This window comes from Pectinatus haikarae (assembly GCF_015732185.1).
In the GTDB taxonomy this organism is placed as follows: domain Bacteria; phylum Bacillota; class Negativicutes; order Selenomonadales; family Selenomonadaceae; genus Pectinatus; species Pectinatus haikarae.
Window position 1 is genome coordinate 30,297 of the sequence record NZ_WIQM01000016.1, and the last position, 19,123, is coordinate 49,419.

A 19,123-nucleotide genomic window follows, 5' to 3' on the forward strand; every position below is an offset into this window, starting at 1 on the left:
CGTTCCCTTTTATTATTCTTTACGCGGATCCACATATTTTGCGGCTTCTGCAAATCTGCCGTAGGACCCCTTGGCCTTATCCATAGCTTCCTGAGCAGACGTGCCCTTACGAATCATTTCCATCATTTTGCCAAGATGGACAAATTCATAACCGATTATCGCATCGTCTTTATCCAAGGCGATTCTGGTAACATAACCTTCAGCCATTTCCAGATAACGTGATCCCTTTTTAAGAGTACCATACATGGTCCCTATTTGACTTCTGAGGCCTTTTCCCAAATCTTCAAGCCCTGCGCCGATAGGAAGACCACCTTCTGAAAAGGCTGTTTGTGTTCTGCCATAAACAATTTGCAGGAACAGTTCACGCATAGCAGTATTGATAGCATCGCAGACCAAATCCGTATTGAGTGCTTCTAAGATCGTTTTTCCCGGTAAAAGTTCTGAAGCCATTGCCGCTGAATGTGTCATACCTGAACAGCCAATCGTTTCTATCAATGCTTCCTGAATGATGCCGTCTTTCACATTTAATGTTAATTTGCAGGCCCCCTGCTGCGGAGCGCACCAACCAACACCATGTGTCAAACCGCTGATATCTTTTACTTCCTTAGCCTGCACCCATTTACCTTCTTCAGGAATCGGAGCGGGACCATGGTTTTCGATACCTTTGGCAACACATGTCATGTTGCTGACTTCTTCTGAATAAATCATATCTGTATTCCTCTCTTCACTGTAATAATCCACTAAACAATAATATATTTATCCGACTTATATGTCAAGATGAACATACTGACATTTAATCTATAAGCGGTGTGCCCGTCATTTCCTGCGGTATAGAAACATCGGCAAGCTTCAGCAATGTCGGTGCAATATCGCATAATGCTCCGTCACGGACATTTTTTATTTTATCGGAGACAACAATAAACGGAACAGGATTGGTAGTATGTGCCGTGAAAGGTTCATTTGTTTTTGCATCGAACATCTTTTCAGCATTGCCATGGTCAGCAGTTATGCAAACTGTACCTCCCACTGATTTTATGGCATCTACAAAACGGCCGACACAAGTATCAACTGTTTCTACAGCTTTTACAGCGGCAGGCAGAATGCCTGTATGTCCGACCATATCACCGTTAGCATAGTTCAAAATAATAAAATCATATTTTTCCGATTTTATTGCATCGACTACCTTATCAGTAACTTCACCAGCACTCATTTCAGGCTGAAGATCGTATGTTGCAACCTTTGGAGATGGCACCAAGATCCGGTCTTCACCCTCCAGAGGCTGTTCAACTCCGCCATTGAAAAAGAACGTTACATGCGCATATTTTTCTGTTTCAGCAATTCGCAGCTGCTTATAACCATTGCTGCAAATAACTTCCCCTAATGTATTAGTCAGCTTTTCAGGTTTGTAAGCTATTTGGGCATTTATCCCTTTTTCATACTGCGTCATTATTGCAAATGACAATTTCACCTTGCTCCCGCGATCAAATCCATCAAATTTTTCATCTGTAAATGCATGCGTAAGTTCGCGTGCCCTGTCAGGCCGGAAATTGAAGAATACCGCCCCGTCTCCGTCTTTCATGCCTTGATACGTTCCTATGACAGTAGGGATCACAAATTCATCAGTTTTTTCATCCGCATAAGACGCATTTATGGCATCAGCAGCATTTTCTGCCTTATTGCCCTGAGCCTTGGCAACAGCCTTGTACGCCTTTTCAACACGGTCCCATCTTTTATCACGGTCCATGGCATAATAACGCCCGGCGATGGTGGCAATACTGCCTGTGCCAATTTCCTTAAGCTTGTCTTCCAGCTGAGATAAATAGCCTGCAGCGCTTGAAGGAGGCACATCCCGACCATCCAAAAATGCATGCACATATACATTTTCTATGCCGCTTTCTTTTGCCAATTCAATTAGCGCGTATAAATGCTGCTGATGACTGTGCACTCCGCCGTCGGACAAGAGTCCCATCAGATGGAGAGCTCCGCCGGATTTTTTCACCTGTGCCATGACATCTAAAAATACAGGATTGGCAAAAAATGTTTTTTCACGGATAGCCTTGGTAATACGTGTGAGTTCCTGGTATACTACCCTTCCGGCTCCCATATTCATATGCCCTACTTCTGAATTTCCCATCTGTCCGTCAGGAAGACCTACCGCCTCACCTGAACAAGCCAATTGAGCATAAGGGTAATTTTTAAAGAGCTTATCTATAACGGGGGTTTTTCCTTTTGTCACTGCATTATTAGGATCATTAGCAGTCCCTATTCCCCATCCGTCCATTATAATAAGAGCAACCGGATTTTTGAGTTTTGACATATATAAATAACCTCTTGCCTAATCTATTATTAATTAAAATTTGCAATACGCGCAAAGTCGGGAGCTTTTAAGGAAGCCCCGCCCACTAAAGCACCGTCAACATTAGGTTTCTGCATGAGTCCGTCAATTGTAGTCGGTTTTACACTTCCGCCATATTGAATACGTACTTTATCAGCGGTCGTCTGATCAAATTGTGCAGCAATCGTTTCACGAATAACAGCGCATACTTCTTCAGCCTGTTCAAAAGTAGCTGTTTTTCCTGTACCAATAGCCCAGATAGGTTCATATGCTATAACAGCCTTAACAACATCGTCAGCTGTCATTTGATTCAGAGCTGCTTCAATCTGTCCTTTGACAAATGTATTCGTCGTGCCAGCTTCACGTATTTCCAAGGTTTCACCGCAGCAGATAATCGGCACAAGACCTGCCGCTAAAGCTGCTCTGGAGCGTTTATTTACCCCTTCATCTGTTTCGCCGAAATATTCACGGCGTTCTGAATGACCTATAACGACATACTCGACACCGATTTCTTTCAACATATCTGTAGAAATTTCACCGGTGAATGCACCGCTTTTTTCCCAATGTACATTCTGCGCACCTACATGAATATTGGTGCCCTTAGCAGCTTCCACAACAGCTGCAAGTGCTGTATATGTTGGGCACACAACTATATCAACCTTACTGTTTTCCTTCACCAAGGGTGCTAAATCCTTAATTAATTGTTTTCCTGCGGCGATTGTATTGTTCATCTTCCAATTGCCAGCTATTACTGCCTTGCGCATAGTAAAAACCACCTTTTTTCATATTAATAAAAAAATTTCCGATTTGATTATCGAGCTAACAGGATAAGTTTATAAGGCACAACAAATTACTAAAACAGACATAAGCCGCTTTAGTAATTGTTATCCCTAGTATTTCACTGCATTATATCAAAGATCTGCAATTGCTTCAATGCCAGGCATAGGTTTTCCTTCGAGGAATTCTAATGTAGCGCCGCCGCCTGTCGAAATATGGCTGATCTTATCAGAAAGACCTGTTTTTTTCAACGCAGCAATAGAATCACCACCGCCGACAATACTCACGGCACCGGATTCTGCGACTGCCTTAGCAACAGCTTCTGTTCCTTTAGCAAAGGCATCAAATTCAAATACACCCATCGGCCCGTTCCAAACAACAGTTTTTGCATCTTTTAAAACCGCAGCATTCATTTTACAGCTTTCAGGACCGCAATCCAGTCCCATCCATTCAGGATCTATTTTGTCGACAGGCACAATTTTAGTGGCAGCATCCGCAGCAAATTTATCAGCAATTACCACATCTGCAGGCAATAATACTTTTACACCTTTTGAAGCTGCTTTTGCCAAAAGATTTTTTGCAAGATCAATTTTGTCTTCTTCGCAGATGGATTTGCCGATATTATATCCTTGTGATGCAAGAAAAGTGTAAGCCATACCGCCGCCGATAATAATTGTATCGACTTTTTCTATCATATTAGAAATAACACCTATTTTATCAGAAACTTTTGCACCACCAATAATGGCTACAAAAGGTTTTTTAGGCGCAGCAAGTGCCTGCCCAATAAATTTTATTTCTTTTTCTACAAGAAAACCGCTGACGACTTCAACATATTGGGCAATACCAACATTGGATGCATGTGCCCGGTGAGAAACGCCAAAGGCATCATCAACTGCCACATCAGCCAGGGATGCCAGCTGTTTTGCAAATTTCGGATCATTTTTTGTTTCTTCATTATGGTAGCGAAGGTTTTCCAATAAAAGGACCTCGCCGGGTTTTAATGAAGCTGCCGCTTCTTCTGCCGGTTTGCCAACGCAATCTTCAGCGTATTTTACTTCTTTTCCCAAAAGCTCAGAAAGTCTCTTCACTATAGGTTTAACAGAAAGTTCAGGAACGCGCTGACCTTTAGGACGACCAACATGGCATGCCAAAATAAGGGCAGCATTTTTTTCCAGCAGATAATTGAGCGTAGGAAGTGTGGCTCTTATTCTTTTATCATTGGTGATATTTTGATTTTCATCCATAGGAACATTGAAATCCACACGGATAAATACTTTTTTGCCGTTTACATCAATATCTCTGATTGTCTTTTTATTCATTTCAATCCTCCGCTAATCATAAAATAGGTCCGGCCTATTAAGGCCGGACCTTATTAGGCATAAGGCCGAACAATATTACTTCAGTTCAGCAAAGTATTTGATTGTACGAACCATCTGACTTGTGAAACTGTTTTCATTATCATACCATGAAACGACCTGCACCTGTGTATTGCCGTCTTCCATAGGAGCAACCATTGTCTGTGTAGAATCGAATAATGAACCGAATCTCATGCCGATAACATCGCTTGATACGATTTGATCTTCAGTGTAACCGAAAGATTCAGTTTCAGCAGCTTTCATAGCCTTATTGATGTCTTCAACAGATACTTTGCCTTTTACAACAGCTACCAAAATAGTTGTCGAGCCGGTAGGAGTAGGAACACGCTGTGCCGAACCGATCAATTTGCCGTTCAATTCAGGAATGACAAGACCAATAGCTTTTGCGGCACCGGTGCTGTTAGGTACAATATTAATAGCAGCAGCACGCGAACGGCGGAGATCGCCCTTACGCTGAGGACCATCCAAAATCATCTGGTCGCCAGTATAAGCATGAACTGTCGTCATAATACCGCTCTGGATAGGAGCCAATTTGTTCAATGCATCAGCCATAGGGGCCAAGCAGTTTGTGGTGCAGGAAGCTGCGGAAATAACAGTGTCACTTGATTTTAAAGCCTTATGGTTTACGTTGTAAACGATGGTAGGAAGATCACTGCCAGCCGGAGCAGAAATAACAACTTTCTTAGCGCCTGCTTTAATATGTGCTGCAGCCTTGTCTTTCGAAGCGAAAAAGCCTGTACATTCAAGCACTATATCAACATCAAGATCTCCCCAAGGCAATTCTTCAGGATTAGGTTTTTTGTAAATAGTGATTTTCTTACCATTTACAGTAATGGAATCTTCGCCAGCTTCTACAGAATCAGCATATTTATATCTGCCCTGTGTAGAATCGTACTTCAAAAGATGTGCAAGCATTTTAGGACTTGTCAAATCGTTAAGTGCAACAACATCATATCCTTCTGCGTCGAACATCTGTCTGAAAGCGAGACGGCCAATACGACCAAACCCATTAATAGCAACTTTAACTGCCATTGTAAAAATACCCCCTAAAATTTTAAAAAAAGTTTTCTGGAATTTTCCAGAATATGTTGGCTGAATAACCCCGCTGCTAAAAGACGATCAGCAGCCTTATCCAGACAAACGACAAATACCAAACTGCCAGAAACTCCAACAGTTTTATCACCATTTATGATACAATAAAAACCCATTATTTGTCAACGTTTTTACTTGTAAATAGAGCAGTTCGAACCGATCGAAAATTGTGAATAAGCGTTATTATCTGTCATGTAGTTTAGCCGCTGCCCGCCTACAAAATTCTCTTTATGCAGATGCAGCCGCGTATTGCAGAATTTAATAAAAATAAAATCAGCAAATTTCATCCGAAATTTGCTGATCAATACTCCGTAAGTCAATTTCTTATTCTTCACCATTAAAATAGTTGTGTGGCAAATTATACAGAAAAATTAAACAAAATCAACTGCAAATTTTATTCAAGTACAGATTAATGACTGTTTTCCATAGACATTAATGCCTGAACAGCAATCGCACATTCCAATCTTTTCTTCTGCAGTTCGCATCCCAGTTCATAGGGTTTATATATATCATTGTTGAAAAGATCGGCGTTGGCATGACAGCCGCCGCTGCAGAAATATCTTGCCCAGCAGTCACGGCACTTATCTTTATTCAGAACATGGCAATTTCTGAAATGCTGTGGGATTTGTGTGCTGGTGACGCCCTCGAATACATTACCGAGCAAATATTTTTCGCGTCCGACAAATTGATGGCAGGGGTACATATCGCCATTTGCCGCCACAGCATAATATTCATGCCCGGCGCCACAGCCGCTTAGCCTTTTTGCTACACAGGGACCATTATTAAGGTCTATATTGAAATGAAAAAAGAAAAATCCTCTGCCCTCGCGGCGATACTGCAGATATGTATTTACCAGCTTATCATACTCTGCAAATATTTGCGGCAGGTCGCTTTCAAGTATTGCGTAATCTTCATCCTTGGCAATAACGGGCTCAATAGACAGGATGTCAAAACCCTCATCGGCCATTGAAACCACATCGTTGGTAAAATCAAGATTATATTTGGTATAAGTACCTCGCATGTAATAATTTTCATCGTTTCTTGATTTGACTAGCTTTTTAAAATTAGCCACTGCCCTGTTATAAGTATCATGTCCGCCGGCATCCGGGCGCATATGATCATGTACACTTTTTCTTCCGTCCAGACTTATGACTACGCTTATATTATTGTCATTCAGAAATTTTATATTCTCGTCATTCAACAGTATGCCATTTGTCGTCAAAGTCAGCTTGAATATTTTGCCTGCCTCTTTTTCTCTTTTTCTTACATATGCTGTTATATGTTTCACCAAAGGCATGTTTACCAGCGGTTCTCCGCCAAAAAAATCTATTTCACAGTGTTTTCTGCTGCCGCTATGCTCTATTATATATTCAACTGCCGCTTCGCCTACCTGTCTATTCATAAGCTGCCTGTCAGCACCAAAGTCTCCTGTATCGGCAAAGCAATACTTACAGCGCAGATTACAATCATGCGCTACTAAAAGACACATTGATTTAACAATGCCCTTTTCAGAGAATACTGGCGGCACGGTAATATCCGGCGCAAATAATTGTTCGGCTTCTATTAGCTGATGCAGTTCTGACAATGCCTCTTTTATTTCCAAGGGTTTGTAAATATTCATATATTTATTTATTACGTCATCATCATTTTTGCCGTCAAACACATCCATCATATCGGCGATCATTTTATCAACAGCGTGGACAGCTCCGCTGTTCACATCAAGCAGAAAATATACATCTTTATAGTGAAACTTGTGGATATTTTTATTCATTGACAGATAAATCCTTTCTTACATTAAAAAAAGGCTGCATACACAGCCTTTTTTAGACTAAATGAAAATTATTGCTTTTTTTCGCAAACTTGATTGCCTACCGTGCAGGACGTCTTGCACGCAGACTGACATGAAGCCTGGCATTCACCGCAGCCGCCTGTTTTTAAGGTGCTTTGCAGATATGGTTTATTGACTGTCTTAATATGTTTCATGAAAAAGCCTCCTTATTATATCAATAATCAATAACATTATATATTGTATAATTTTTTTACCTTTCAATCAATATCTACGCTGAAAATATATTTATTCCTCGGGCGCCAATATAATATTGACGGGCAAATTGGATGCTCCGGGAGGTGAATATTGAAACAGGACATTATCTCTTATCTTATATATTCCTAAATCAGCATAATATGCCTGACGCTGGTTTTCACCAAAAAATGCACGTTCTGAAGGAGTCGGCAGCACATTGACACTTACATTGTTATTTATTTGCGCCGTCATAGCCCCGGCATAAACACCGCCCAGCGGTTGAAGATAATAATGGACTTTGCCCATTCCTCCTGTCGGCATATTCAAATAATAAAGCACTCCATAATTGCCATAATTTTTGACCGTACTGCCATCCGTTGCATCAATGCCTGTCAGATATGCATCGTCCTTGTCATCGGCAACAGTGAAATATACGGCACCATCTTTTTCAGGATTGTATCTTCGTTCTCCCTGCAGGACACGATCCATATTTTGAAAAGTACCGCGCAGCCTGCTCTCATCTTTGAGCAAAACCGGTGCCGTTTTTATAAAAGCATAGGGATCGGCATCCATCGGCAGCATCATCACCGTTATCTTGACAGGAGCTGCTGTCTCGAAATCATATATGCCGCAAACCAATTCGTCCTTTTTAATTACCATGCGATTTGTTCTGTTTTCTAATATTTGAGAGCTTTTTTTATCAATAAGGACATCTCGCGATGTCTGGTATCCGAAATACCGCAGCTGTGAAGTTTTTCCCACATATAAATAATCTGCGCTCGGTCCTGCCTGAGCAGAGCGTGTAATATGAAAATCCGCAGCATTTGTTCTACTTTCATTTGTCAGCATAACAACTACTTTTTTATCTTCATCGGTACCATTTACATGATAATAATACAACCGACCTTTTCCGCTGACAGTATCTTCATACAGTATACCATCCTGATATACTGTCTCCGGACTGTCAGAAAAAATAAGCGTTCCTTCTTTATCAATACGCTTCACAGGCCAGGCCGTCATTTTATCTATTTGCGATTTAAAACTTGCCGCGGAATATTTTGCCTTTTCATCTGATGTTTGTGAGTTTGCTTTTATGGAATATTCCCTTGTTTTTTCTACCGTATTCTTTGCATCTTCTTTGTGGCGGGCCTGAACTGTACCGCAGAAAAGAACACTGCCAACTGCAATGGCTGCAAAAGTCGATAATATTATTTGTTTAAAAAAATCCATTTTTCCTCATAAATTTCTATATTTTATTTTGTTTTATATTAAATTCAGTATAAAGTTTGCTTTTCAATATCCTTAACTTGAAATCCAGCATGCCCAGTTTTGATCTCGGAATATATGTCCTTTGCAGCCGATAAGCATCCGTAGCAAAAGTATTGATTCCCGGATCGCCTGTAACAGCGCCCAGATAACCGTCTGCACGGAGATCTGTCTGTGCCGTGTCATTATAGCTTCCATTCGGATAAGAGAAAAAATATATTGTTTTCAAACCTTTCCATTCCATTAACAATTTTGAGAGATGAATTTCATCATTTATTTTTTCCGGCTCAAGTGATGCTAATGGTATATGATTAGCGGTATGGCTGCCTATCTCCATATTTACCAGCTGCATTTCTCTCAGCTGATCCCAAGTAAGATAACCTTCCAGCCCTATGCTGTTTGTTATAATAAAAACAGTCCCTGTCATATTATTTTCAGCTAAAATAGGCATAACTTCAGTATAATTATCCTCGTAACCGTCATCAAAGGTTAAAATCACTGACTTATCCGGCAATTTATCACCATATTTCTTAGCTCTTATAAAATTCATAAGACTGATTGTCGAATATCCCTGCTCAGACAGATATTCAATTTGTTTTCTGAATTCTTCCGTGGATATTGTATATTCATCATCATCAACATCATTTACTCTATGATATTCCAGAATGAGGATATTATTTTTATCCTCACCGGAAAAATATATGGCAACCACTCCAAATACAAGCAAAAAAACCAGCCCGGCAATTATAAACCAACGTAGTGACTTCATCCTTTTTCACATTCCTTCAATCGAAGTGCCATTGCCTCCAGTTTGCGCAGACGATGATTGACTCCTGATTTACCTATGCCAAGGATTTGTGCCAATTCACTTAATGAAGCATCAGGATATTCTATCCTCGTCCATGCCGTCTTTTTCAAAGCTTCCGGCAGTATTTTCATTTTTGAATCGCCCAGCAGATTTTTCATATTCTGAACCTGACGTACCGAAGCTTCTATTGTTTTTTGCAGATTTGCCGTTTCGCAATTTACCAGACGATTGACTTGATTGCGTACTTCCTTTAAATTACGCTTGCTTTCAAATTCTTCAAGTACCTGCTCTGCCCCAATCATACGCAAAAAACTTATAATCGCTTCACTTTCCTTAATATATAAAACGTAATAATCCTTTCTTGCAGTTTCCCCTACAGGAAAGTTAAATTGATTCAGTAATATTAAAAGCTGACGTGAAAATTCATAATTACTGGTGGAAAGTTCTAAATGATAACCACCATCCGGTCTGTTTACAGATCCTCCGCCAAGAAAGGCTCCGCGAAGATATGCTTCCTTACAGCAGTACTTGCTGAGGAGGTAGCTGTCCCTGCCCATATTGAATCCGTCGTCATTAATAAATTTCATATTTCTCAGTAATGCGTCTACCGCGGGTGAAGGTATCACTCTAATAATATATCGATTATTTTTTTGCAGACGGCGCGATCGTTTTACTACAAGTTCTGTGTTGATCTCACCCACACACAAACCTTTTATAAAAGCTAATGCCCTCCTGGCCACAGCTGCGTTTTCCGTTGAGAAATTAATACCCAAATGATGTTTCGCGCTGAGAATGAATGTACTGTCCATACGCAAAAGCGAAGCCAGTTCCGCAAACAGACAGCATAGACTGGTTTCATTAAAATGGGACAGTTCGTTTTTTACTTCTGTAGAAAAAGACGGCATGTGTTCACCCCATCTAATACTTTTTTTTGCGTCTTCTGTTATCTGTTTTCAAACCATAGGCCATCTGCATAATATTATGGGCAAGTTTCTCAGAATCATGATGAATGACATTGGTTTCATTTATAAGATCTGCTTTCACAAAGCCAACACCAAGTTCATGTATTTCATCCTCATCGATTATAACTGGATATTGTCCTTTTTGAGCATAAAACTCTTGCAGTGAAGGTGAAATCGGCTTATTATTTGCCAAAACATAGTCTACACTGCCAATGCCCGCATGCTCTAAAATAGCCTTTACATGCATGGAAACCGTATAGCCGTCTGTTTCTCCCGGCTGAGTCATAACATTGCATATGTATATTTTTATTGCTTTGCTTTTTCTGACAGTTTCAGCCACGTTGTTGACGAGCAGATTCGGCATAATACTCGTATACAAGCTGCCTGGGCCTAGGATTATAGCTTCAGCATTTTTTATTGCACTTATCGCAGAGGCAACCGGCTCGACCTGTCTGGGAAAAATATGTACGCGTTTAATTTTTTTGTGGACAAGCGGTATCTGTGATTCTCCCTCTACTACTGTACCGTCCTGCATCGTGGCATCTAGCCTTATTTTAGCCGTGCTTGCAGGAAAAACGCGCCCTTTTACCGCTAAAACCTTACTTGATTCCATCAGTGCTTTTTCCACATCACCCGTTACCTGAGTCATTGCCGCTATAAATAAATTGCCAAAACTGTGCCCGGCAAGCGCACTTTTCCCTTCAAAACGATATTGAAATAATTTCTCCATAAGCGGCTCTGTATCCGCAAGCGCTACAAGGCAATTTCTGAGATCGCCGGGCGGGATTATGCCAAATTCACTGCGCAGTCTGCCTGAAGATCCGCCATCATCGGCAACAGTAACAACAGCGGTTACGTTATTTGTTGCCTCCTTTAAACCACGCAGCAAAACAGAAAGCCCCGTTCCTCCGCCTATAACTGTTATCGCCGGACCCCTGTCTAATTTTCTTTTTTCGTAAATTAAATCGACCAGCTTTTCTGAGCTGTCCGGAAGCAAAACAGTAATTATGGACCTTATCGTCATTCGCATGGCTACAAGCATTATTACAAGCCCTATGAGAGCCACCAAAAAACCAACTACATTCGTTATCGTATAGTTATACGTCCCGGTGGCAGTATAAACTATACGGAAGATAAACTCCTCCACTCCATCAATATATTTGTAATTAAAAATAATAGTAAGGCCTATGCTTATCAAAAGCACGCCTATCGCAAACAAAAACAGCCACCGTTTGAAACGCATACCTGGGTAAAGCCATTTTAAAAGATGCATAAATGCATTGCCTCCATAATAATGCTATTGCAAATGCTCATAAACGTCATTTTTCATTAAATCGCGATGCTCTAAATTGGCCAGGTATCCTCTGTTCTTCAATAAATCAAATAAATGTCTGGCAATGAATACCGATCTGTGCATTCCACCGGTGCAGCCAATGGCTATGACTAACTGGCTCTTCCCTTCCTTTATATATTGCGGTATGAGAAAATTCACCAAGTCATCCAGTTTTTCCATAAATTGCTGAGTTACAGGCCATTTTGCTATATATTGAGCAACCTCCGGCACTGCACCGCTTTTATGGCGCATTTTTTCTATATAAAAAGGATTGGGCAGAAATCTGACATCCAAAACCATATCAGCATCGAGCGGCATACCAAATTTAAAACCGAAAGAAAGAATATTTATATTCATCTGATCAACATAAGCATCACCAAACAATCTGACTATTTTTTGCTTTAGTTCCGTTTTAAGCAGCGCTGATGTATCAATTATATATGTGGCCTTATTACGGACACCAGCCAGACGTTCGCGCTCCATGTTGATTCCTTCACTGATTCTCGAGCTTGGTGCCATGGGATGGCGCCGTCTTGTTTCTTTATATCGTCTTATTATAACCTCATCGGACGCCTCCATAAATAACAGCTCGAACGCCTTGTTTTCTTCATCCATCTGCTTTAAGACATGAACAAATGTATCAAAAAATTCGCGGCTTCTTGTATCAACTACGAGCACCACCCGGCTCACATGTCCCGCCGAGTGCATGCAAAGTTCAGCGAATTTTGGTATAAACACCGGTGGAAGATTGTCCACACAAAAATATCCCAGATCTTCCAGATTACGACAAGCCTGTGTTTTACCACTGCCGGACATCCCTGTGACAATTATAAGGCGAAAGTCTTCTTTCTGCTGCAATATTTTCACTTCCCTTCATTAAGCATAATAAATATACAACAGCCTATTTCAGTATATATTTATATATTGCCTCTGCTACGCCATCATTATCATTTGTTCCGACCAGATAATCACATACTGACTTAATATTATCAGCAGCATTTCCCATCGCTACACTTTTTCCGGCAGCTTCAAGCATTGGCAGATCATTATTGGCGTCGCCTATAGCCATCACTTCATCTATTCCAAAACCAAACTGTTTGGCCAGGATATACAGTGCATTAGCTTTGCTTACCGCAGGATTTATTACTTCAATCAACCCTCTTTTTGACTTGACCAGCATCACTTTTCCCGCAAATTTCTGTGTGAGTTCATAAATCATAGAATTTTCTTCCTGAATTTTTTCCTCCACATCTTGTTTTCCATATTCTGCCGTGACCAACAGCATTTTAGCAACATTTTCATTTTTACGGCCTAACTCCTGCCAGCCCACAGTCTCCCCCTTAATGCCTGTACTTCTTTCATAATCTGCGGAACGTTCCAGATAAACCGGAAAAAATAAAGCATCATTGCTGTTTACCTGCAAATACCATTGCTTATGCTCACAATAAGCCACAAACTCTTGCACTGCCAATGGATTTATATACTGCTCACTGTAAACTTTACCGGACGTAGATTTTATCAGCGCACCATTATAAGTTATGAGCGGCACATCGATCCCTGTCTGCCGCGCGTACTGCACTGCAGATGAATACATTCTGCCTGTAGCAAAAGTAACTATTGTACCCGCATTGACAGCTTCCTTTATAGCCGCGATATTTTTTTGAGAAATTTTATCATTGCTGTCCAACAACGTACCATCTAAATCAGTAGCAAATAATTTTATTTTCATTCTTATCCGTCCCTCACTGATCAATTTGTCTTATATAAAATGCAGAACATAAAACATACCTTTATAAAATCTTCTTCAACAATATGCACTTTAGAAATTATAACAAACCGTTTTTTAAAAATCAAACCTGCATTAATGATTACTGCACACTTCTGCACTAATATAATCTTATAATAGTAAATTATCTATAACACTTTAAATCAATCTATGCATTTGCGGATCAATTTTCGCAAAAAAGATGATATACCTCAGAGGATATGAAAAAATTGTATATTTTTTTGAAAAACACTTGATTTTTTATAGAAATTTATTTATCATAAGAAATGTAGTTAGCACTCGTTCAAAGTGAGTGCTAACAAAAATATAAATGTAATTTAGTTTTTATAAGGAGGAACATACAATGATTAAGCCATTAGGCGACAGAATTGTAATCAAAGTTTCTGAAGGAGATATGAAAACCGCAAGCGGTATCGTATTACCGGATACAGCAAAAGAAAAACCGCAAAAAGGTGAAGTTGTAGCTGTTGGCTGCGGTAAAGTCCTTGATAACGGACAAAAAGTTGCTCCGGAAGTAAAAAAAGGAGATAAGATCATTTTCTCTAAATATGCCGGCACAGAAATCAAGGTTGATGGTGTAGACTATTTAATCGTACGCGAAAGCGATATACTTGCGATAGCTTGATTTTAGGTTATTTTCAATAAAAAACTTCAGGAGGTTTTTTTATAATGGCTAAACAGATTTTATTCGGCGAAGAAGCTCGCCGCGCTCTTGGCAAGGGTGTTGATTCATTGGCAAATGCCGTAAAAGTAACACTTGGTCCAAAAGGTAAAAATGTTGTTCTCGATAAAAAATTTGGTGCACCAACAATTACAAATGATGGTGTTTCCATAGCGCGTGAAATAGAACTCGAAGATCCGTTTGAAAACATGGGTGCTCAGCTCGTAAAAGAAGTTGCGACAAAAACAAATGATGTTGCCGGTGACGGTACTACTACGGCAACTTTACTTGCACAGGCCATGATCCATGAAGGTATGCGCAATGTAGCTGCCGGTGCAAATCCTATGATCATAAAAAAAGGTATTGAAGCAGCTGTTAAGGCATTAGTCGAAGAAATAAAGGCAAAATCTCATAAGGTCGAAGGTAAAGATGCTATCGCTCAGGTTGCTACAATCTCTTCCAGCGACAAAGAAATGGGCGATTTGATTGCCAACGCTATGGAAAAGGTAGGCAAAGATGGTGTCATTACCGTAGAAGAATCAAAAGGAATGGCTACAAACCTTTCTGTTGTTGAAGGCATGCAATTTGATCGTGGTTACATATCCCCATATATGGTAACTGATACCGATAAAATGGAAGCAGTCATGGATGATCCTTATATTCTTATCACTGACCGCAAAATTTCTGCTATCGGTGACATTCTTCCTATCCTTGAAAAAGTTGTAAAGCAGGGAAAAGAAATTGTTATCATTGGGGAAGATCTTGATGGAGAAGCTTTGGCAACCATCGTTGTAAATAAATTGCGCGGCACATTTAAAGCTCTGGCAGTTAAAGCTCCCGGTTTTGGTGACCGCCGCAAGGCTATGCTCGAAGATATTGCTATATTAACAGGCGGCAATGTCATAACGGAAGAACTAGGCAGAAAACTCGACAGTGTAGAATTGGAAGACCTTGGCCGTGCCCGTCAGGTTCGTTCCTCTAAAGAAGAAACAACGATTGTTGATGGTGCTGGTGACAAAAAAGCTATCAGTGCTCGCTGTGAACAAATAAAAAAACAAGTGGCAGAAACAACTTCTGATTTCGATAAGGAAAAATTACAGGAACGTCTGGCTAAATTATCCGGCGGCGTAGCTGTTATTGAAATTGGTGCTGCAACTGAAGTAGAACTTAAAGACAAAAAGCTTCGTATTGAAGATGCGTTGAACGCCACACGTGCAGCTGTTGAAGAAGGTATTGTTGCAGGCGGTGGTACCACTTTCATTGACATCCTGCCTGCTCTGGATAAGATCAAGGCCGAAGGCGATGAAGAAACCGGTATTGCTATAGTAAAGCGCGCTATCGAAGAACCAGTTCGCCAGATTGCAAACAACGCCGGACTTGAAGGTTCCGTTGTGGTAGAAAAGGTCAAAAAAGCTGGAACAGGCAAGGGTTTTAACGCTCTTACCGGCGAATACCTTGACATGGTAGGCGCTGGCATAGTTGATCCTGCAAAAGTTACACGTTCAGCATTGCAGAATGCTGCCAGCATAGCAGCAATGGTTCTGACGACCGAAACATTAATAGCGGATAAGCCTGAAAAGGACGCACCGGCTCCTGGTGGTATGCCCGGTGGCATGGGCGGCGGCATGCCCGGCATGATGTAATACGGATCGTATAATGATTGAAAGCCTCACGGAAATTTATTGAATTTCTGTGAGGCTTTTTACTATAAATTTGGCTGTTAGCTTCTCTATATTTTTACTTCAGCCAGATAATCACACTAATCTTTTGCCGTATCCTTGCATATTTAATTATCTTTTGATAAAATCAATACCAGTAGACCTTATATTTTACAGGTGGCATATTATGGAAAATAAACTTACAATTGATATTTATGGTGAACAATATCCCATAAAGGGCGATGTTGATATTGAATACATGAAGGAATTAGCCGATTTGGTCGATGCAAAGATGCGTGAATTAGTGAAAAAAAATCAATATTTACCTATTCAGCGGATAGGTGTTCTTGCTGCGCTGCATTTGGCTGATGATTATTCCCGTTTAAAAAAAGATTATGATGATTTGATTAAGCTGCTTGATAAATAAGTTTATGGGAAAATGAGGCGGTATGGATTTCCATGCCGTTTATTTTTGTTTGCGTTTGCCAAGCTGTATTCTTAATATTTATTATTTTGGAGGTATTTTTTTGGTTGAATTACTAGCTCCTGCCGGAACATGGGAATCTTTGAAAGCAGCTGTAGAAAGCGGTGCTGATGCCGTCTATTTATCAGGGAAGACTTTTGGCGCACGTGCTTTTGCTGATAATTTTAATAAGAAAGAGTTACAAAAAGCTGTTGATTTTGCGCATATGCGCAATGTAGCAATACATGTGACAGTAAACACGCTGGTAGATAACAGCGAGCTGTCTGATCTTGCCGATTATCTCGTTTTCCTTTATTCCATTGGTGTTGATGCAATTATTGTTCAGGATCTTGGCGTAGCGAAAATAGCCTGCTCCGTTGCTCCAAAACTGACTCTTCACGCCAGTACCCAGATGAGTGTCAATAATCTTGACAGTGTAAAAATGCTGGAAAAAATGAATTTCAGCAGAGTGGTCTTGGCCAGAGAGGTCAGCCTCGAAAATATAAAATTTATATGTCGGCATACGCATATTGAAATAGAAACTTTCATCCACGGCGCTATCTGTGTATGCTATTCAGGACAATGTCTCATGAGCAGTATGATAGGCGGCAGAAGCGGTAACAGAGGCCGCTGCGCACAGCCTTGCAGACTTCCTTATACTCTTGTTGATGAAAAGGGAACGGACCTTTTACAGAACGCGGATGCCGGACAATATCTGCTCAGCCCGCGCGATATGAATACTTTTGATATTATTCCAAAGCTTATTGAAGCCGGCATCTCATCCTTTAAAATAGAGGGACGCATGAAAAAACCGGAATATGTCGCAATAGTAGTGGATGCCTATCGTAAAAAAATAGATTCTTATTATAAGTCTGTTTCTTTTCAAGAAAAAGAGGTAAAAAAAGAACTCAGCCAAATATTTAATCGTGATTTTACAACTGCATATTTATTGGATCGGCCCGGCAGAAAAATGATCAGTGACAGCAAACCCAATAACCGTGGTTTACTCATAGGCCGTGTCCAAAAATACGATAAGCAGACATATATTGCCGACATAAAACTTACCGGAGATTTGAATAAAGGCGACAAAATTGATTTCTGGGTAAAAATCGGCGGACGTGTAAATACTAATGTAACGGAATTAAAAATCAGCGGTAAAAATGTAGAATCTGCACATAATGGCGAAATAGTCAGTATAAAATTACCGGGACACGTTCAAGAACACGATCGTGTGTTTAAAATTCTTGATTCCAAGCTGAACGAAAAAGCAAAGGCTTTTTTCAACAGCAGTGATCCCGTGCGCAAACTGCCGCTTGATATCAAAATCACCGCACATATCGGCGAGGCGGTGAAAATTGATATGACAGACGGCGATGAACTGAATAGCAGTTACACTGCTGATTTTATCGCTGAAAAGGCCTTAAAAAGACCGCTTACTTACGAAACAACCATAAAACAGATGGATCGTCTGGGCAATACTATTTACTACTTACGTAATTTAGATTGCGATATTGATGATTCTGTGATGGTGCCAATGAGTATTTTAAATGACATTCGCCGTCAGGCAGTGAATATTCTTGAACAAAAACGTTTGCAGCGATTTATTCCACAGGAAACAGCCATATCCGATACATGGAAACAATCGCTGCTGCCAGTGAGAAACCGTGAAAAGCATGCGGTAAAATTAGTTGTGGCAGTTGATAATATCAAAAAGCTGAATGCAGCTTTAAAGGGCGGCTGCGACGGGGTGTTATTCGGTGGTGACTCTTATAGTCATCAGAGTATCACTGAGGAAGAATACACAAATGCCGTTTTGCTGTGCAAAAATGCAGATACGCCGATTTATCTCTCCATGCCTCGTATATTGCGGCAGGAACAGTCCGGTGTCGCAGAAATGTTTTTCCGGAATCTTTCTGCTGAAAAGTTTTCCGGAATTTATGTGCACAGTATCGGTCAAATAGAACATATACAAAATTTATGTGCTCAATATGATATAAAACTGCCCATCTGGACAGATTACTCAATGAATATCTTCAACAATGCCGCAATAAAGTTTTTACAGGAACAGAATATATCCGGCTGCATGCTGTCCCCTGAATTGAATATGCAGCAAATAAAAGCTGTGCTAAAATGCTCTTCTTTGCCGCTGGAAGTATTTGTACAAGGCAATATTGAGCTTATGGTTTCCGAGTATTGTTTGCCCGGCAGTTTTCTTGGCAGTCTGGACACAGGAAAATGCAGCGCACCGTGTGCCAGCGGTAAATTTTATATAAAAGATCGAAAAAATGAACACTTTCCCGTTGTCACTGATCAATTTTGCCATATGCATGTGCTTAACGGCAGAGAACTCGTTATGCTGTCACATGTACCTGATTTATGTGAACTTGGTCTGGAGAGATTGCGCATAGACGGCAGATATATGAACAGCACCAAATTACATGAGACCGTAAAGCTTTACAGGGAAGTTATTTCTAAAGGCAAATATCATAAAATATTTCAGAATGATCTCGTTGAAAATATTGAGGGAACTAATTTTACACGTGGTCACTTTTTCCGCGGCATTTTGAGCAACGATTAATGGAG

General features: G+C 40.4%; 17 protein-coding genes. 4 read left to right on the top strand and 13 right to left on the bottom strand.

All coding sequences use genetic code 11. The features are described 5' to 3' along the window. Positions 1–12 precede the first annotated feature (12 nt). From I6758_RS10785 to I6758_RS10845, 13 genes are all read right to left on the bottom strand, one after another. Positions 13–708 carry an iron-sulfur cluster assembly scaffold protein gene (locus I6758_RS10785; protein ID WP_196605280.1) on the bottom strand — a complete coding sequence of 232 codons (696 nt, stop codon included), beginning with the start codon at positions 706–708 and terminating at the stop codon, positions 13–15. 85 nt (positions 709–793) lie between these two features. Next, positions 794–2,317 carry a 2,3-bisphosphoglycerate-independent phosphoglycerate mutase gene (gene gpmI, locus I6758_RS10790; RefSeq protein WP_196605281.1) on the bottom strand — a complete coding sequence of 508 codons (1,524 nt, stop codon included), beginning with the start codon at positions 2,315–2,317 and terminating at the stop codon, positions 794–796. 29 nt (positions 2,318–2,346) lie between these two features. Further along, on the bottom strand, positions 2,347–3,099 hold the full coding sequence (gene tpiA / locus I6758_RS10795) for a triose-phosphate isomerase (protein WP_196605282.1): 753 nt from the start codon (positions 3,097–3,099) through the stop codon (positions 2,347–2,349). A 147-nt stretch (positions 3,100–3,246) separates the two neighbouring features. Next, complete coding sequence (locus tag I6758_RS10800; RefSeq protein WP_196605283.1) at positions 3,247–4,431, bottom strand: phosphoglycerate kinase; 1,185 nt, start codon at positions 4,429–4,431, stop codon at positions 3,247–3,249. 75 nt (positions 4,432–4,506) lie between these two features. Then, positions 4,507–5,520, bottom strand: coding sequence for a type I glyceraldehyde-3-phosphate dehydrogenase (gap, locus tag I6758_RS10805; RefSeq protein ID WP_196605284.1), 1,014 nt, complete (start codon positions 5,518–5,520; stop codon positions 4,507–4,509). 469 nt (positions 5,521–5,989) lie between these two features. Beyond that, complete coding sequence (gene scfB, locus I6758_RS10810) at positions 5,990–7,351, bottom strand: thioether cross-link-forming SCIFF peptide maturase (RefSeq protein ID WP_196605285.1); 1,362 nt, start codon at positions 7,349–7,351, stop codon at positions 5,990–5,992. 68 nt (positions 7,352–7,419) lie between these two features. Next, a complete protein-coding gene (gene scfA / locus I6758_RS10815; protein WP_196605286.1) occupies positions 7,420–7,563 on the bottom strand; it encodes a six-cysteine ranthipeptide SCIFF in 144 nt (47 codons plus the stop codon). A gap of 91 nt (positions 7,564–7,654) precedes the next feature. Further along, positions 7,655–8,833 carry a copper amine oxidase gene (locus I6758_RS10820; RefSeq protein ID WP_196605287.1) on the bottom strand — a complete coding sequence of 393 codons (1,179 nt, stop codon included), beginning with the start codon at positions 8,831–8,833 and terminating at the stop codon, positions 7,655–7,657. Between the two features lie 16 nt (positions 8,834–8,849). Next, on the bottom strand, positions 8,850–9,638 hold the full coding sequence (locus tag I6758_RS10825) for a polysaccharide deacetylase family protein (protein WP_196605288.1): 789 nt from the start codon (positions 9,636–9,638) through the stop codon (positions 8,850–8,852). Then, positions 9,635–10,582: a DNA-binding protein WhiA gene (gene whiA, locus I6758_RS10830; RefSeq protein WP_196605289.1), complete on the bottom strand. Its 948-nt coding sequence runs from the start codon at positions 10,580–10,582 to the stop codon at positions 9,635–9,637. The genes I6758_RS10825 and whiA overlap by 4 nt, the downstream gene beginning before the upstream one ends. A 13-nt stretch (positions 10,583–10,595) precedes the next feature. Beyond that, on the bottom strand, positions 10,596–11,912 hold the full coding sequence (locus I6758_RS10835; RefSeq protein ID WP_196605290.1) for a gluconeogenesis factor YvcK family protein: 1,317 nt from the start codon (positions 11,910–11,912) through the stop codon (positions 10,596–10,598). Positions 11,913–11,936: 24 nt separating this feature from the next. Then, positions 11,937–12,830: an RNase adapter RapZ gene (gene rapZ / locus I6758_RS10840; protein WP_196605291.1), complete on the bottom strand. Its 894-nt coding sequence runs from the start codon at positions 12,828–12,830 to the stop codon at positions 11,937–11,939. A 43-nt stretch (positions 12,831–12,873) separates the two neighbouring features. Then, a complete protein-coding gene (locus tag I6758_RS10845; protein WP_196605292.1) occupies positions 12,874–13,701 on the bottom strand; it encodes a Cof-type HAD-IIB family hydrolase in 828 nt (275 codons plus the stop codon). Between the two features lie 400 nt (positions 13,702–14,101). On the opposite strand from I6758_RS10845, the gene groES reads away from it, so the two are divergent. The 4 genes from groES to I6758_RS10865 all read left to right on the top strand — a co-directional run bounded on the left by groES (position 14,102) and on the right by I6758_RS10865 (position 19,118). After that, positions 14,102–14,383, top strand: a complete 282-nt coding sequence (groES, locus tag I6758_RS10850) for a co-chaperone GroES (RefSeq protein ID WP_196605293.1) — start codon at positions 14,102–14,104, stop codon at positions 14,381–14,383. 44 nt (positions 14,384–14,427) lie between these two features. After that, positions 14,428–16,062: a chaperonin GroEL gene (groL, locus tag I6758_RS10855; protein WP_196605294.1), complete on the top strand. Its 1,635-nt coding sequence runs from the start codon at positions 14,428–14,430 to the stop codon at positions 16,060–16,062. 202 nt (positions 16,063–16,264) lie between these two features. Then, positions 16,265–16,504 (top strand): cell division protein ZapA, encoded by a 240-nt coding sequence (locus I6758_RS10860; RefSeq protein WP_196605295.1) that lies wholly within the window; start codon positions 16,265–16,267, stop codon positions 16,502–16,504. Between the two features lie 100 nt (positions 16,505–16,604). Next, positions 16,605–19,118, top strand: coding sequence for a DUF3656 domain-containing U32 family peptidase (locus tag I6758_RS10865; RefSeq protein WP_196605296.1), 2,514 nt, complete (start codon positions 16,605–16,607; stop codon positions 19,116–19,118). Positions 19,119–19,123: the final 5 nt, after the last annotated feature.

Excerpts from the sequence above, each read along its gene's own strand:
- gpmI (WP_196605281.1), bottom strand. The coding sequence starts at position 2,317 with ATGTCAAAACTCAAAAATCCGGTTGCTCTTATTATAATGGACGGATGG.
- I6758_RS10845 (WP_196605292.1), bottom strand. The coding sequence starts at position 13,701 with ATGAAAATAAAATTATTTGCTACTGATTTAGATGGTACGTTGTTGGAC.
- gap (WP_196605284.1), bottom strand. The coding sequence starts at position 5,520 with ATGGCAGTTAAAGTTGCTATTAATGGGTTTGGTCGTATTGGCCGTCTC.
- groES (WP_196605293.1), top strand. The coding sequence starts at position 14,102 with ATGATTAAGCCATTAGGCGACAGAATTGTAATCAAAGTTTCTGAAGGA.
- scfB (WP_196605285.1), bottom strand. The coding sequence starts at position 7,351 with ATGAATAAAAATATCCACAAGTTTCACTATAAAGATGTATATTTTCTG.
- groL (WP_196605294.1), top strand. The coding sequence starts at position 14,428 with ATGGCTAAACAGATTTTATTCGGCGAAGAAGCTCGCCGCGCTCTTGGC.
- I6758_RS10800 (WP_196605283.1), bottom strand. The coding sequence starts at position 4,431 with ATGAATAAAAAGACAATCAGAGATATTGATGTAAACGGCAAAAAAGTA.
- tpiA (WP_196605282.1), bottom strand. The coding sequence starts at position 3,099 with ATGCGCAAGGCAGTAATAGCTGGCAATTGGAAGATGAACAATACAATC.
- scfA (WP_196605286.1), bottom strand. The coding sequence starts at position 7,563 with ATGAAACATATTAAGACAGTCAATAAACCATATCTGCAAAGCACCTTA.
- I6758_RS10785 (WP_196605280.1), bottom strand. The coding sequence starts at position 708 with ATGATTTATTCAGAAGAAGTCAGCAACATGACATGTGTTGCCAAAGGT.
- whiA (WP_196605289.1), bottom strand. The coding sequence starts at position 10,582 with ATGCCGTCTTTTTCTACAGAAGTAAAAAACGAACTGTCCCATTTTAAT.
- I6758_RS10825 (WP_196605288.1), bottom strand. The coding sequence starts at position 9,638 with ATGAAGTCACTACGTTGGTTTATAATTGCCGGGCTGGTTTTTTTGCTT.
- I6758_RS10835 (WP_196605290.1), bottom strand. The coding sequence starts at position 11,912 with ATGCATCTTTTAAAATGGCTTTACCCAGGTATGCGTTTCAAACGGTGG.
- I6758_RS10860 (WP_196605295.1), top strand. The coding sequence starts at position 16,265 with ATGGAAAATAAACTTACAATTGATATTTATGGTGAACAATATCCCATA.
- I6758_RS10820 (WP_196605287.1), bottom strand. The coding sequence starts at position 8,833 with ATGGATTTTTTTAAACAAATAATATTATCGACTTTTGCAGCCATTGCA.